General features: G+C 53.1%; 7 protein-coding genes. All 7 read left to right on the top strand.

The window, feature by feature from the left end; all coding sequences use genetic code 11:
• The first annotated feature begins 49 nt into the window (after positions 1-49).
• Positions 50-2,713, top strand: coding sequence for a pyruvate dehydrogenase (acetyl-transferring), homodimeric type (aceE, locus tag ACQZQY_RS08845; RefSeq protein WP_056777029.1), 2,664 nt, complete (start codon positions 50-52; stop codon positions 2,711-2,713).
• 13 nt (positions 2,714-2,726) lie between these two features.
• On the top strand, positions 2,727-4,622 hold the full coding sequence (gene aceF, locus ACQZQY_RS08850) for a pyruvate dehydrogenase complex dihydrolipoyllysine-residue acetyltransferase (RefSeq protein WP_431296953.1): 1,896 nt from the start codon (positions 2,727-2,729) through the stop codon (positions 4,620-4,622).
• 213 nt (positions 4,623-4,835) lie between these two features.
• Positions 4,836-6,260: a dihydrolipoyl dehydrogenase gene (gene lpdA, locus ACQZQY_RS08855; RefSeq protein ID WP_056777038.1), complete on the top strand. Its 1,425-nt coding sequence runs from the start codon at positions 4,836-4,838 to the stop codon at positions 6,258-6,260.
• Between the two features lie 522 nt (positions 6,261-6,782).
• Positions 6,783-9,380: a bifunctional aconitate hydratase 2/2-methylisocitrate dehydratase gene (gene acnB / locus ACQZQY_RS08860; protein WP_056777044.1), complete on the top strand. Its 2,598-nt coding sequence runs from the start codon at positions 6,783-6,785 to the stop codon at positions 9,378-9,380.
• Between the two features lie 538 nt (positions 9,381-9,918).
• The gene (locus tag ACQZQY_RS08865) at positions 9,919-13,875 is read left to right on the top strand and encodes an Ig-like domain-containing protein (RefSeq protein ID WP_431296954.1); all 3,957 of its coding nucleotides are present in this window, start codon (positions 9,919-9,921) and stop codon (positions 13,873-13,875) included.
• Positions 13,876-13,881: 6 nt separating this feature from the next.
• Positions 13,882-16,764 (top strand): beta strand repeat-containing protein, encoded by a 2,883-nt coding sequence (locus ACQZQY_RS08870; RefSeq protein WP_431296955.1) that lies wholly within the window; start codon positions 13,882-13,884, stop codon positions 16,762-16,764.
• Between the two features lie 106 nt (positions 16,765-16,870).
• The gene (gene yacL / locus ACQZQY_RS08875; RefSeq protein WP_056777056.1) at positions 16,871-17,236 is read left to right on the top strand and encodes a protein YacL; all 366 of its coding nucleotides are present in this window, start codon (positions 16,871-16,873) and stop codon (positions 17,234-17,236) included.
• The last annotated feature ends 2 nt before the right edge of the window (positions 17,237-17,238 follow it).

Genomic DNA, 17,238 nt, shown 5'->3' on the forward strand with positions numbered 1-17,238 from the left:
ACAGGCTCCAGATAAACCAACGTATTAGATACAGATAAGGAAAAGCACCATGTCAGAACGTGTAAATAATGACGTGGATCCGATCGAAACTCGCGACTGGCTACAAGCGATCGAATCGGTCATCCGTGAAGAGGGTGTTGAGCGTGCGCAGTTCCTGATTGATCAGGTTCTGAGTGAAGCACGTAAAGGCGGCGTGAGCGTCGCAGCTGGCGCGGCCAGCCGTAATTATGTCAACACCATCGCTGTTGAAGACGAACCTGAGTATCCGGGTAACCTGGAGCTGGAACGCAACATTCGTACCGCAATCCGCTGGAACGCGATCATGACCGTTCTGCGTGCGTCGAAGAAAGATCTGGATCTGGGCGGCCACATGTCATCCTTCCAGTCTTCTGCTGCTATTTATGAAGTGTGCTTCAACCACTTCTTCCGTGCTCGCAACGAGAATGACGGCGGCGATCTGGTGTACTTCCAGGGCCACATCTCTCCGGGCGTGTACGCGCGTGCTTTCCTTGAAGGCCGCCTGACCGAAGACCAGATGAACAATTTCCGTCAGGAAGTTCACGGTAAAGGTCTGTCATCTTACCCGCACCCTAAACTGATGCCTGAATTCTGGCAGTTCCCGACCGTTTCTATGGGTCTGGGTCCAATCGGTGCTATCTACCAGGCTAAATTCCTGAAATATCTTGATCACCGCGGTCTGAAAGACACCACGGCGCAGCGTGTTTACGCGTTCCTGGGCGACGGTGAAATGGATGAGCCAGAATCCAAAGGTGCGATCACTATCGCCACCCGTGAGAAACTGGACAACCTGTGCTTCATCATCAACTGTAACTTACAGCGTCTTGATGGCCCGGTAACCGGTAACGGCAAAATCATTAACGAACTGGAAGGCATCTTTGCAGGCGCTGGCTGGAACGTGATCAAAGTGATTTGGGGCAACCGTTGGGACGAACTGCTGCGTAAAGACACCAGCGGCAAACTGATCCAGCTGATGAACGAAACCGTGGACGGCGACTACCAGACCTTCAAGTCCCGCGACGGTAAATACGTTCGTGAACACTTCTTTGGCCGTTATCCGGAAACCGCTGCGCTGGTCAAAGACATGACCGACGACGAAATCTGGGCGCTGAACCGTGGTGGTCATGATCCGAAGAAAGTCTTCGCTGCACTGAACAAAGCACAGAACACCAAAGGTCAGCCGACCGTTATCCTTGCGCATACCATCAAAGGTTATGGCATGGGCGAAGCGGCCGAAGGCAAGAACATTGCTCACCAGGTGAAGAAAATGAACATGGATGGCGTGCGCTATATCCGTGATCGTTTCAGCGTGCCAGTGACCGATGAAAATCTGGAAAAACTGCCGTACATCACTCTGGAAAAAGACTCTGCAGAATACAAATACCTGCATGAACGTCGTGCTGCGCTGAAAGGCTACCTGCCGACTCGTCTGCCAAACTTCACTCAGAAGCTGGAAATGCCGAAACTGGAAGACTTCTCACAACTGCTGGAAGAGCAGAAGAAAGAGATCTCTACCACTATCGCCTTCGTCCGTGCCCTGAACGTGATGCTGAAAAACGACTCCATTAAAGACCGTCTGGTGCCGATCATCGCCGATGAAGCGCGTACTTTCGGTATGGAAGGTCTGTTCCGTCAGATTGGTATTTACAGCCCGAACGGCCAGCAATATACCCCGCAGGACCGTGAGCAGGTTGCTTACTATAAAGAAGACGAGAAAGGTCAGATCCTGCAGGAAGGGATCAACGAACTGGGCGCCGCATCTTCATGGCTGGCCGCAGCGACTTCCTACAGCACCAACGATCTGCCAATGATCCCGTTCTACATCTACTACTCCATGTTCGGTTTCCAGCGTATCGGCGACCTGTGCTGGGCAGCGGGTGACCAACAGGCTCGCGGCTTCCTGGTCGGCGGCACTTCCGGTCGTACCACCCTGAACGGTGAAGGCTTGCAGCACGAAGATGGTCACAGCCACATTCAGTCTCTGACTATCCCGAACTGTATTTCTTACGATCCGGCGTATGCCTACGAAGTGGCAGTCATCATGCATGACGGTCTGGTTCGTATGTACGGCGAAGCGCAGGAAAATATCTATTACTACATCACGACGCTGAACGAAAACTACCACATGCCAGCCATGCCGGAAGGCGCGGAAGAAGGCATACGTAAAGGTATCTACAAGTTAGAAACCCTGGAAGGTAGCAAAGGTAAAGTGCAGCTGATGAGCTCCGGTTCTATCCTGCGTCACGTACGTGAAGCGGCTCAGATCCTGTCCAAAGACTACGGCGTCGCTTCAGACGTTTACAGCGTGACCTCGTTCACTGAACTGGCCCGTGACGGCCAGGACTGCGAGCGCTGGAACATGCTGCATCCGACTGAAACCCCACGCGTACCTTACGTGGCTCAGGTGATGAACGATGCGCCGGTTGTTGCTTCAACCGACTACATGAAGCTGTTCGCAGAGCAGATCCGTAACTTCGTTCCTGCCAGCGATTTCCGCGTACTGGGCACCGACGGCTTCGGTCGTTCTGACAGCCGCGAAAACCTGCGTCACCACTTCGAAATTGATGCTTCCTACGTTGTGGTTGCTGCGCTGGGCGAACTGGCCAAACGTGGCGAGATCGATGTGAAAGTAGTGGCTGAAGCCATTACCAAGTTCGGCATCGATGCTGACAAAGTTAACCCGCGTCTGGCATAAGAGGTAAAGACAGATGGCTATTGAAATTAACGTACCGGATATCGGTGCAGATGCAGTGGAAGTCACCGAAATCATGGTGAAGGTGGGCGATACCGTTTCCGTTGAACAATCGCTGATCACCGTTGAAGGCGACAAAGCTTCTATGGAAGTGCCTTCTCCACAAGCTGGCGTGGTCAAAGAAATTAAAGTTGCGGTCGGCGATACCGTCGAAACCGGCAAATTGATTATGGTCTTTGAAGCCGCTGACGGTGCTGCTGATGCCGCACCGGCGAAACAGGAAGCCAAAGCAGAAGCGAATGTTCAAGAGAACGCTACCGCTGCGCCTGCTTCCAGCGAAAGCAAAGAAGTGAACGTGCCTGATATCGGTGGCGACGAAGTTGAAGTCACTGAAATCATGGTCAAAGTGGGCGACAAAGTGGAAGCGGAACAATCGCTTATCACCGTGGAAGGCGACAAAGCCTCTATGGAAGTCCCTGCACCGTTCGCCGGTACTGTAAAAGAAATCAAAATCGCTGCGGGCGACAAAGTCAGCACCGGTTCTCTGATCATGGTCTTCGAAATCGCCGGTTCCGGTTCTGCCGCACCAGCGAAAGAAGAAGCTAAATCAGACGCGGCACCTGCCGCTGCCGCACAAACCGGCAGCAAAGAAGTGAACGTACCTGATATCGGCGGCGACGAAGTAGAAGTCACTGAAATCATGGTTAAAGTGGGTGATAAAGTCAGTGCTGAACAGTCACTGATCACCGTTGAAGGCGACAAAGCTTCAATGGAAGTCCCTGCGCCGTTCGCCGGTACCGTGAAAGAAATTAAAATCGCTGCGGGCGATAAAGTCAGCACCGGCTCTCTGATCATGGTCTTCGAAGTTGAAGGCGCTGCGCCTGCTCCGGCGGCGAAGAAAGAAGAAGCTGCTCCTGCGAAACAGGAACAGAAAGCGGCTGCCCCTGCGGCTAAAGCAGAGAGCAAAGGCGAATTCGCTGAGAACGATGCTTACGTTCACGCCACGCCGGTTATCCGTCGTCTGGCCCGTGAATTCGGCGTGAATCTGGCGAAAGTCAAAGGGACGGGACGTAAGGGTCGTATCCTGCGTGAAGACGTGCAGACTTACGTGAAAGACGCAGTCAAACGTGCTGAAGCCGCGCCGGCAGCAGCAACGGGTGGCGGTCTGCCAGGCATGCTGCCTTGGCCGAAAGTGGACTTCAGCAAGTTCGGTGAGATTGAAGAAGTCGAACTGGGCCGTATCCAGAAAATCTCTGGTGCGAACCTGAGCCGTAACTGGGTGATGATCCCGCACGTTACGCACTTCGACAAAACCGATATCACTGAGCTGGAAGCGTTCCGTAAACAGCAAAACGATGAAGCCGCTAAACGTAAACTGGACGTGAAATTCACCCCAGTGGTCTTCATCATGAAAGCTGTTGCCGCAGCGCTTGAGCAGATGCCACGCTTCAACAGTTCACTGTCTGAAGATGGTCAGAAACTGACGCTGAAAAAATACATCAACATCGGTGTGGCGGTAGATACGCCAAACGGTCTGGTTGTTCCGGTCTTCAAAGACGTGAACAAGAAAGGCATCGCCGAGTTGTCCCGTGAGCTGATGGCTATCTCCAAGAAAGCCCGTGACGGTAAGCTGACTGCTGGCGAAATGCAGGGCGGTTGCTTCACCATCTCCAGCCTGGGTGGTATCGGGACGACCCACTTCGCGCCAATCGTCAATGCGCCGGAAGTGGCTATCCTCGGTGTGTCCAAGTCTGCTATCGAGCCAGTCTGGAACGGTAAAGAGTTCACACCGCGCCTGATGATGCCAATGTCGCTCTCCTTCGACCACCGTGTGATTGACGGTGCCGATGGCGCGCGCTTCATTACCATCATCAACAACGTGTTGTCTGACATTCGCCGTCTGGTGATGTAAGCGAAAAAGCCGGCCAAACGGCCGGCTTTTTTCTGATAATCTCTTCATGCTGTTTGAGATTTTTCGGGGCTAAGCACAAATCGTATGCCGTTTGTTGTTTCAAATTTGTTAACAATTTTGTAAACTGCGGGCGGATAGAACGACCCGGTGGATGATGGGCGTTGCGACATAAAAATGACGTCAGACCCGCCGGACATAAATTAAGAGGTCATGATGAGTACTGAAATTAAAACTCAGGTCGTGGTACTTGGGGCGGGCCCTGCGGGCTATTCTGCTGCTTTCCGTTGCGCTGATTTAGGTCTTGAAACTGTTCTGGTTGAGCGTTACTCCACTCTCGGGGGCGTGTGCCTGAACGTAGGTTGTATCCCTTCTAAAGCTCTGCTGCATGTCGCGAAAGTGATCTCTGAAGCAAAAGCACTGGCCGAGCACGGCATCGTTTTCGGTGAGCCGAAAACTGACATCGACAAAGTGCGTGTCTGGAAAGAAAAAGTCATCAACCAGCTGACCGGTGGTCTGGCAGGAATGGCGAAAGGCCGTAAAGTCAAAGTCGTCAACGGCTTGGGCAAATTTACTGGCGCGAATACTCTGGTTGTTGAAGGCGAAAATGGTCCAACGACCATCACTTTCGACAATGCCATTATTGCGGCGGGTTCCCGTCCAATCAAACTGCCATTCATTCCACATGATGATCCACGCGTCTGGGATTCCACTGATGCACTGGAACTGAAAACCGTCCCTGAGCGTCTGCTCGTGATGGGCGGCGGTATCATCGGTCTGGAAATGGGCACCGTTTACCACGCGCTGGGTTCTCAGATTGACGTGGTAGAAATGTTCGATCAGGTGATCCCTGCGGCTGACAAAGACGTGGTGAAAGTCTTCACCAAGAAAATCAGCAAGCAATTCAACCTGATGCTGGAAACCAAAGTGACCGCGGTAGAAGCTAAAGAAGACGGCATCTATGTCACGATGGAAGGCAAAAAAGCCCCTGCTGAACCACAGCGTTACGACGCCGTGCTGGTGGCTATCGGCCGTGTTCCTAACGGTAAACTGCTGGAAGCAGGCGCTGCAGGCATTGAAGTTGACGACCGTGGTTTCATCCACGTCGACAAACAAATGCGCACCAACGTGCCACACATCTTTGCTATCGGCGACATCGTCGGTCAGCCAATGCTGGCGCACAAAGGTGTTCACGAAGGCCATGTGGCTGCCGAAGTGATTTCCGGCAAGAAACACTACTTCGATCCGAAAGTCATTCCATCCATTGCCTACACTGAGCCAGAAGTTGCCTGGGTTGGTCTGACTGAGAAAGAAGCGAAAGAAAAAGGCATCAGCTATGAAACTGCCACCTTCCCGTGGGCAGCTTCCGGCCGTGCTATCGCTTCCGATTGCGCAGATGGCATGACCAAACTGATCTTCGACAAAGAGACTCATCGTGTTATTGGTGGTGCGATTGTCGGTACCAACGGCGGCGAGCTGCTGGGCGAGATCGGTCTGGCGATCGAAATGGGTTGTGATGCAGAAGATATCGCGCTGACCATCCATGCTCACCCGACTCTGCACGAGTCCGTGGGTCTGGCAGCAGAAATCTACGAAGGCAGCATCACCGACCTGCCAAACCCGAAAGCCAAAAAGAAATAATATACCGTCATCCTCAAGCTGCCTCTGCGTTGGCTACCGCCTTGATGCAACTTGAATGATTCAGGTATATCGGTTTTAGGGTTTGAAAAGGCGGCGCTGAAAAGTGCCGCTTTTTTTATATGCATTTTTATACAAATCGACCGTCCTTTTGGGCGGTTTTTTTGTGCCTTTTTTCTGCGTTCTCTGTCATTTATTCCCTTGTACCCACAGGGTTGATGTGATGATCTAGAGGGCGAATTGCGATGAACAGCCGATCCGTCTGTGCTCAACGATTCAGCAAAGATTTAATGTTGCTTTTATGTGAACGAATTAACAAGCGGGCAAAATCCTGCTATGCTGCCCCGGCGCAAAAGGGCACTGTGCTTAGGTTCAGGACGTGACGTTTCAGCATTAAGAAACACGCTTACCCGCAGTGTCCCCGATTCATCAGACCGCTTGAATTCCCCTGTCCCTACAGGCATGACGCGATGCTGATGATGGAAGCCAGGCATAATAAATGACAATGAGAGCGAGGAGAAAGTCGTGCTAGAAGAATACCGTAAGCACGTAGCCGAGCGTGCTGCAGAGGGCATCGTCCCTAAGCCACTTGATGCTTCACAGATGGCAGCGTTGGTTGAGTCCCTGAAGAATCCGCCGCAAGGCGAAGAAGACACTCTGTTAGACCTGCTGATTAATCGTGTTCCACCGGGCGTCGACGAAGCCGCCTATGTTAAAGCCGGATTCCTGGCTGCCGTCGCCAAAGGCGAAACCACCTCTCCGTTGGTCACCCCTGAAAAAGCTATCGAACTGCTGGGCACCATGCAGGGTGGCTACAATATTCATCCGCTGATCGACGCACTGGATAGCGACACGCTGGCACCTATCGCGGCTAAAGCGCTGTCTCACACGCTGCTGATGTTTGATAACTTCTACGACGTGGAAGAAAAAGCACACGCGGGCAATGAACACGCGAAAAAAATCCTGAAGTCGTGGGCCGATGCCGAATGGTATCTGTCACGCCCGCAACTGGCTGAAAAAATCACCGTCACTGTTTTTAAAGTGACCGGCGAAACTAACACCGATGATTTGTCACCGGCTCCGGATGCCTGGTCCCGTCCAGATATTCCTTTGCACGCGCTGGCAATGCTGAAAAACGAACGTGAAGGCATTCATCCGGATCAACCGGGCAGTGTCGGTCCGATCAAACAGATCGACGAACTGAACAAAAAGGGTTTCCCGCTGGCCTATGTGGGTGACGTGGTCGGTACCGGTTCTTCGCGTAAATCTGCCACCAACTCCGTGCTGTGGTTCATGGGCGATGATATTCCTCATGTGCCGAACAAACGCGGCGGCGGTGTGGTTCTCGGCGGTAAAATTGCGCCAATATTCTTCAACACCATGGAAGATGCCGGTGCTTTACCGATCGAAGTGGACGTCTCCGATCTGAATATGGGCGATGTGATCGACATCTATCCGTACAAAGGCGAAGTGCGTAACCACGAAACCAACGACGTGATCGCCACTTTCGAATTGAAAACCGACGTACTGCTCGATGAAGTGCGTGCCGGTGGCCGTATTCCGCTGATTATTGGCCGTGGTTTAACCACCAAAGCCCGTGAATCACTGAAGCTGCCACAGAGTGAAGTGTTCCGTATCGCGAAGCCGGTTGCTGCAAGCAACAAAGGTTACTCGCTGGCACAGAAAATGGTGGGCCGCGCCTGTGGCGTTGCCGGTATTCGTCCAAACGAATATTGCGAACCAAAAATGACATCTGTCGGTTCTCAGGACACCACCGGTCCGATGACCCGTGATGAGCTGAAAGACCTGGCGTGTCTGGGCTTCTCCGCTGACCTGGTGATGCAGTCATTCTGTCATACTGCGGCGTACCCTAAGCCGGTTGACGTGACCACGCACCACACGCTGCCTGATTTCATCATGAACCGCGGCGGTGTTTCACTGCGCCCTGGTGATGGCATCATTCACTCATGGTTGAACCGTATGCTGCTGCCGGACACGGTCGGTACCGGCGGTGACTCCCACACCCGTTTCCCGATCGGGATTTCTTTCCCGGCGGGTTCCGGTCTGGTGGCGTTTGCTGCGGCGACCGGCGTGATGCCTCTTGATATGCCGGAATCCGTTCTGGTGCGTTTCAAAGGCAAAATGCAACCGGGCATCACCCTGCGCGATCTGGTTCATGCGATCCCTTACTACGCGATCAAAGAAGGCCATCTGACCGTTGAGAAGAAAGGTAAGAAAAACCTCTTCTCTGGCCGCATTCTGGAAATCGAAGGCTTGCCGGAATTGAAAGTTGAACAGGCATTTGAACTGGCGGATGCGTCCGCAGAACGTTCAGCGGCCGGTTGTACGATCAAACTGGATCAGGCGCCGATCAAAGAATACCTCAGCTCCAACATCGTGCTGCTGAAGTGGATGATCTCTGAAGGTTACGGCGATCGTCGTACCATTGAGCGCCGCATCAAAGGCATGGAAGAGTGGCTGGCGAACCCGACACTGCTCGAAGCCGATGCCGATGCGGAATACGCAGCGGTGATCGAAATCGATCTGGCGGACATCAAAGAGCCAATCCTTTGTGCACCGAACGATCCGGATGACGCACGTCTGCTGTCTTCCGTACAGAACAGCAAAATCGATGAAGTGTTTATCGGTTCCTGCATGACTAACATCGGTCACTTCCGTGCGGCGGGTAAACTGCTCGACAGCCATAAAGGCGCGTTGCCAACCCGTCTGTGGGTTGCGCCACCGACCAAAATGGATGCGGCGCAGCTGACCGAAGAGGGCTATTACAGCGTCTTTGGTAAGAGCGGTGCGCGTGTTGAAATTCCTGGCTGTTCACTGTGTATGGGTAACCAGGCGCGTGTGGCCGACGGCTCTACCGTGGTGTCTACCTCTACCCGTAACTTCCCGAACCGTCTGGGTAACGGTGCCAACGTTTATCTGGCATCCGCAGAACTGGCGGCGATTGCTTCCCTGCTTGGCCGTCTGCCAACGCCGGAAGAGTATCTGGGTTACATGGCTGAAGTCGATAAGACCGCGGTGGACACCTACCGTTATCTGAATTTCGACAAGCTGAGTGAATACACCGATAAAGCTGACGGCGTGATCTTCCAGACCGCAGTCTAAATCGTCATTATTCACTGTGGTCATTGAAAGGTGACTTATGCTGATCGTTTAAGGATCGGCTGACCGATCCCACAGCAAGTGTAAAAAAGGTTCATGGCTTCCATGGACCTTTTTTTATGCCGCTATCTCAGGCGCCAGGCATGGCCGTATTTCACCAGCGTACTTATCCTTCAAAAAAACAATACCGGTCACCTTAAGTGACCGGTATTCGGCTTATTTTTATTATTCAAGTAACTTATATGTATTGAGTAACTGTTTCATTTGACTGTTTATTTTTAATGGGTTGCGAGTTGTTAACTATTGCTTAAATACTCTTTAAGTAGAGTTGAAGGGGTTTGTGGTTTAAATTTTCGCCCCTTGCGAAATATAACTGCCTTTTGCAATTTACTTCGCTTCCTTTAATGACACATGTAAAGTGAAATAGATAATGCGTGTTTCCAGATTTGTTTGCATATTACAAATAGGTATTCAGTTTTCTTATTCTTCCTTATGTGTTTATGCCTTTTCTTTTAATGCCACCGCTGAAACGAAAGCACCTGTGGTCACTGAGAAAATGTCGAATGGAAAATTATCCTCAGACAGTCCCCAGCCAGCGCTTTCAGCCTCCACCTCCACGCCAGATAACGATAATAATACCTCGCTGGCAGGGCTGGCAGTTCAATCGGGTGCGCTGCTTTCCGGTGATTCTTCCAGCGATGCACTGAAAGGGATGGTGGCAACCGGTACGACGGGCAAGGCAGCGCAAAGCGTTGAGTCCTGGCTGAACCAGTTCGGTACTGCGCGCGTACAAGTGTCGGTAGATAATGATTTTTCTCTCGAAGATGCAAACTTAGATGTTCTGCTGCCGATATATGACGACAAAACCAACCTGCTATTCACCCAACTTGGCGCGCGCCGCGCGGATGACCGCAATATTATTAATACGGGCATGGGTTATCGTCATTTTCAAAAGAATTGGATGTGGGGGGCGAATACCTTCTATGACCGTCAGTTGTCGCAAAATCATCACCAGCGTGTGGGCATAGGAGGGGAATTAGGCTGGGATTATTTAAAGATATCAGCGAATGGTTATATGCGACTCACTGACTGGATGGCATCAGAACGTTATCAGGATTATGACGAGCGCGCGGCCAACGGATTTGATATTCGTACGGAAGGTTATTTACCTTCATGGCCACAACTCGGCGCAAGCGTCGTATTTGAGCAGTATTATGGTGATAACGTCGATTTATTTAATGATGAAGATAACCGTCAGAAAGATCCCTATGCGGTCACTGTCGGTCTGAACTACACGCCTTTTACGCTTATAACAGCGGGGATCAGCCAGAAAATGGGCAAAGGCGATACTCAGGATACGCAGTTTAACCTGAGCTTCAGTTATGCACCGGGCGTCAGCCTCGATAAACAGATGGATGCATCGCAGGTGGCAGTGAAACGCTCACTGCTTGGCAGTCGCATGGATCTGGTTAACCGCAACAACACCATCGTGCTGGATTATCGCAAGCAAGATCTGATTTCGCTGGGTTTACCGGCCAAAATTGAAGGTGCAGAAAGCGCCACCTTCCCAATTTCTGTCGTCGTTAACAGCAAATACGGGCTGGATCGCATTGACTGGCAGGCGGATGAACTCCTGCAGCACGGCGGTAAAATCGTGCAAGATAAACACTCGGGCCAATACTCAATTACCCTGCCAAATTATCAATATGGCGCGGTCAATAATCATTACATCGTCAGAGGCAAGGCCTTCGATTCCAGAGGCAACGGCTCTAACAGCAGTGAAATGGATGTCTTCGTGGCAGGCTATGATGCTGCGACCTGGCAGTCTTCTACCACGGTCAGCCCTGACACCTTAGTCGCTGACGGCATCAGCACCTCAACGGTGACGTTACACATTACCGGTGCAGATCAGTTGCCGGTGACCACGATAGCCCCTCAACTTTCGGCCACCCTGAAGCTCACGCCATCCGGTAGCGCTGACGTGACATCCGTTGCGCCAATGAAAAACGCTACCGTCTCCGCCTTCAATGAATCCGCACCGGGCGTTTATACCGCCACCTTTACCAGCGGCAACGTCGCCGGAACTGCCGATATCACGCCAATAGCCAGCGGTAAGACTGCCCTGCAAACAGCGCGTATCGTGCTGCAAAATGCAGATACCCGGGCAAGGCTGACTACGCTGAGTGCATCAAAAAATCACATCATGGCCAACGGCACTGATGCGGTCACCCTGACGGCTGAAGCATTGACGGCAGATGGCCTGCCATACCAAGGCGTAACGGTGTCATGGACTGCAGATAATGCCGCTCTCGGATTATCAGCGGCGCAAAGCGTGACTGATGAAAAAGGCATGGCGTCCGTCACGGTCACCAGTCTGAGCGTAGCGAATGCGATGGTGACCGCAACGGTGGAAGGCGGCAGTTCGCTGCAAAGTGAGCCGCTCAACTTTGACGCGGATGCCTCCACCGCACAGGTGATGAGCCTGAACCTGGATAAAGTGCAGGCGACGGCAAATAATGCCGATAAAGTCACATTGGTTGCAAATGTCGTTAACGCCCAAAACCAACCTTTGAAAGGCGCAGCCGTTGACTGGAAAGTGGAGCAGGGCATCGCCACGCTGAGTGCACCGCAAGTGTCGACAGACGAACTGGGCAATGCACAAATTACCCTGGCTTCGACGGTGGCGGGTGACGTGAAAGTCTCCGCTCGCGCCGGAACAACAAATGCCAAAATGACGGATGTCATTTCGTTTGCTGCTGACAGTGCCAGTATGAATATTACTGACCTGAAACAGGACAAAACGCAGGCAGTGGCCAATGGCACCGACGCAGTCATCTATACCGTGACAGTCACCGATGCGAACGGCAATAAAGTGCCAAATGCACCTGTGAGCTGGAAAAGCGATCAATCCACAGCCCGGCTTTCTGAAAGCACCGTCAGCACTGATGCACAGGGGCTGGCGCAGATACGTGTTTCCACCCTCAAGGCTGGCGACGTGATTATCTCCGCGCAACTGCCGGGCGGCACGGCCAGTGCCGCGCCTGCGGCATCGTTTATTGGCGATGTGAATACGGCGCAGTTTACCCCGATGTCCACCGATAAGGCGCAGGCCCTGGCGAATGGCACAGATGTCATCACCCTGAATACGACGTTAACAGATGTCAACGGTAACCCGTTGATGGATGCTGATGTCAACTGGGTAGCGACGCCGACCAGTGGCTCATTATCTTCCAGCAGCACTAAAACGAATGCGCAGGGTGTGAGTTCCATCCGGTTAACGTCCTCAGATGTCGCAGATTACACCGTGAAGGCGTCGTTTAATGCGGCCAGCGTGACATCCCGGGCTCTGTCGTTTACTGCCGATGTGACAAGCGCGGCGATAGATACGCTGGTGGCAGATAAAACCGCGTCAGTGGTCGCGGGTAAAGACACGGTTAATCTGTCGGCAACCGTGCTGGACGCTAACCGCCACGCAGTACCGGGCGTTACGGTTAACTGGAGCAGCGATAACGGTAACGGCAGCTTCACGCCGGTATCTGCTGTGACTGACAGCAAGGGTGTGGCGACAGCGAAGTTCAGCAGTACAAAAGCGCAGACAACGGTGATCACGGCGACTGCCGGTATCAGCAGCAAAACACAGTCTGTTGACCTGATTGCCGATGTCAGCACCGCGACGTTGGGCAGCGTGACATCTGATAAATCGCAGGCGACGGCAAACGGCACCGAGACGGTGACCTGGAGCACGACCGTGAAAGATGCCAATCAGAACATCATTTCTGGAATGGTGGTGAACTGGAAAAGCGACAATGCCAATATTACTTTGGCAGGTAGCACCAGCCAAACCACTGCGGGTGGCGTCGCAACGATCACGGCGACGTCGGTGAAAGTCGCGGATGCCGTGATGACAGCCAGTTTGACTTCGCCGGCAGGAAGCGCCAGCGCGGGTAAGGTGAGTTACGTTGCAGACAGTAGTACCGCGCAGGTTACCACCGTGACAGCAGATAAAACGCAGGCTTTGGCAGACGGCACTGACGCAATTACATTGAGCGCGACAGTGACGGACGCCCACGGTAATGTCCTGTCCAACACGGCGGTAAACTGGAGTAATGCCCCTGCCGTCGGCACGCTTTCGGCGGGAAGTACCACCACCAATGCTCAGGGTATTGCGACAGTGACCCTGCACTCTGCTTCAAGCGGCAGCACGGTCGTCACGGGTAATGTTAATGGCGCAGGTGTGGATTCGCCGTCGCTGACCTTTGCGGCGGATGCCAGCACGGCCACTGTTTACAGTCTCGATGCCAGCAAAAGCACGGGCGTGGTGGCAGGTGTGGACACTGTCACTATGACGGCTGTCGTGCATGATAAAAACGGTAACGTCGTACCTGGCGCAACAGTTAACTGGAGCAGTGACAACACCAGCGGCAAATTCACGCCGGTTTCCGCTGTAACCGACAGTAACGGTGTGGCGACGGCGCAGTTTAGCGAGACTCGCGCATAGACCACGGTGATTACGGCGACCGCGGCGGGCGGCAGTAAAACGCAGTCCATTGATGTCGTGGCCAATGCGGGCACCGCGTCACTGACCCGCGTGGTGGCGAGCAAATCGCAGGCACTGGCGAACGGCACTGACGTGATCACCTGGACGGCAACGGTAACCGATGCCAACCAGAACCCGGTGAAGGGGACGACGGTGCAGTGGAGCAGCAGCAACGCTAACATCACGTTGTCAGGCAACAGCAGTCAGACCGGTACCGATGGACTTGCGACGATCACCGCAACGTCCGTGAAGGCGACTGATGCCATCATGACGGCCACTCTGACTTCACCGGCAGGCAGCCTCAGCGCCAGCAGCGTGAGTTATGTGGCTGATATCAGCACGGCGCAGATGAGTGCAGTAAGCAGCGATAAAACTCAGGCGCTGGCGAATGGCACGGACATCATCACCTTAAGCACCACGTTAACGGATGCTAAAGGAAATCCGCTGGCGAATACCGACATTAACTGGAGCAGCATGCCGGCAGGTGGCACGCTTTCGGCCAGCAGCACGAAGACCAATGCGCTGGGCGTGGCGACAGTCATACTGTCATCAGCCGACGTCATCGCCTTCAAGGTCACGGCCTCGGTGGGGGGTGCAACTGAAACCTCTGCCTCATTGTCATTCATTGCCGATACGGTAACCGCGAAACTCGCGACGCTGGTGGCGGACAAAACCGCCTCTGTGGTGGCGGGTAAAGACACTGTGAATTTGAGCGCCACCGTGCTGGATGCCAGTAATCATCCGGTTCAGGGTGTCACCGTCTCCTGGAGCAGTGACAATGCCAGCGGCACATTTACCCCGGTTTCAGGCGTAACGGATGCCGCAGGTGTGGCGACGGCGGCATTTACAGAAACCCATGCGCAGACCACCGTCGTGACGGCCAGTATTACCGGCAGCAGCCTGACCCAATCGCTTGATGTCATTGCCGATAGCAGTACGGCGACGTTCAGCTCAGTGGTGTCCAATAAATCACAAGCACTGGCCTCAGGGACGGATACTGTGACCTGGACTGCGACGGTGCAAGACGCTAACCAGAACCCGATTAACGATCTGGCAGTGAACTGGAGCAGTGATAACGCCAACGTTACGCCTGTCAGCGCCACGACCAAAACCAATGCCAGCGGTGTCACAATGGTAACCGCAACGTCACTCAAAACGGCGGATGTTATCATCACGGCGGGGCTGACTACGCCTGCGGTGAGTAAAAGCGCCAGCAAAGTCAGCTATATCGCGGATGTCAGCACGGCGCAGCTGAGTACAGTGGCAACGGACAAAACGCAGGTACTGGCGAACGGTAGTGATATCGCCACACTGACAACCACGGTCACGGATGCTAACGGTAACCTGTTATCGGGTGCAGATATTAGCTGGAGTGTGAATCCTTCAACCGGAACGTTATCAGCGGCAACGACGAAAACGGACGCGCAAGGTATTGCCACTGTGACGTTAAATTCGCTGATCCTGGGCAATTCGACGGTGACGGCATCGGTTAACAGTAAAACGGCCACATCCCCGACAATCGCGTTTGTTGCGGATACCACCACGGCGATTGTCACCACACTGACTGGCGATAAAACGGCGGGGGTTATCGCGGGCGTTGATACCGTGACATTGCAAGCCACGGTCCTTGACGCGACAAATCATCCGGTGCCAAATCTCACCGTGACCTGGAGCAGTGACAATACGGCGGGTGTCCTGACACCGGTCCAGGCAGTGACGGATGTCAATGGTGAGGCAAGTGCAACGCTGACTTCAACACTGGCGCAGAATACCGTTGTGACCGCGAGTGCGGGCAGCAGCCAGAAAACCCTGGCAGTGGACATCATTGCTGATGCCAGCACTGCTCAGGTGACTATTGCTGCTGATAAAACGCAGGCACCGGCCAATGGCACAGACGCCATAACCTGGACTGCGACCGTTAAAGATGCCAACAGCAACCCGGTGAATGCGGTCAGTGTTGACTGGAGTGGCAATAATGCGAATGTCACGCTGGCGAACAGCAACACGCAGACCACGGTAGCAGGCACAACGACAGTGACCGGTACGTCGGTCAAAGCGGGCACTGAAATTGTGACGGCGACGCTGACTCAGCAACAACGTACGGCAAGTGCGGCAGAAGTCAGCTTTGTTGCAGACCTCAGCACTGCTGAGATCACAACGCTGACGACGGACCGGCCGTTGATTTCCACGAACGGTATCGATATTGCAACATTTACCGCTACGGTAAAAGATGCGCTGGGAAATCCGGTTACCAATGAGACGGTTAACTGGTCAACTACCCGTAATACACTGGCGAAAAGTACCAGTGTGACCGATGCATCAGGTGTCACCAAAATGACGATTTCGGGTACCGATGACGGAGAGGCGACGGTTACCGCGAGTTATGGGCAAAGTTCGAAATCAGCCATCACGAAATTTGCTGGTTCGGTCACCGGTGACTGGGTAATCAGCGGGGCGTCCGGCAAGTTTGAAACTCAAAGATTCAGTGCATACGAATCTATGGGCTTTATCGCAGTGATGCCGACCACCGGGCCAACGTCTCTTGTCTGGAGTGGTGCTGTCAATACCAATTCGCCGCTGACCACACCAATGACGGACGAACACGGAAACGATGTGATTGTTAACTTTGGGGGTATGCGAGGGTCAGGCTGTTCGACCCGAACATTCAATACGGCGATGGGATGCCAAAGTGGGCCAAATGTTCGGGCGATACTGAGCTATTCATCAGCGGAAAATCCAGGTCTGGCCCCTGGTGTGTATAAAGGTATTATCCACTTTGCCGGTCAAGGTTGGGACGTCAGTAAGCCTTCATTCTCCTATGACCTGAGTGTGGTTCTGACCGTGAATTAACATGACAAGAGATTCATAAACTGGAAAGGCGGAAGAAATTCCGCCTTTTTTATTGCTATCATGCGGCAGGTTTTGGTGGCGTTTGATGATTTTTAAGGACTAGACGATGGACTACGACTTTTTGCGCGATATCACCGGTGAGGTCAAAGTGCGTTTTTCAATGGGCCACGAAGTGATCGGCCACTGGCTGAATGAGGAAGTGAAGGGTGATTTATCGGTGCTGGATAAAGTGGAAGCCGCGCTGAGTGAACTCAAAGGCAGCGAGCGTGAAACGCAAATGGTCGGTCACGAATACACGCTGTTGTTAGCTGACGATGAAGTGATGGTGCGTACCAATCAGCTGGATTTCGATGGCGATGAAATCGAAGAAGGCATGAGTTATTACGATGAAGAGAGCCTGGCGTTTTGCGGCGTTGAGGACTTTCTGCAAGTCCTCGCCAAGTACCGCTCTTTTATCACGACCTATCGCTGAGT

The organism is Rahnella sp. PAMC25559 (assembly GCF_050632365.1).
Taxonomy (GTDB): domain Bacteria; phylum Pseudomonadota; class Gammaproteobacteria; order Enterobacterales; family Enterobacteriaceae; genus Rahnella; species Rahnella rivi.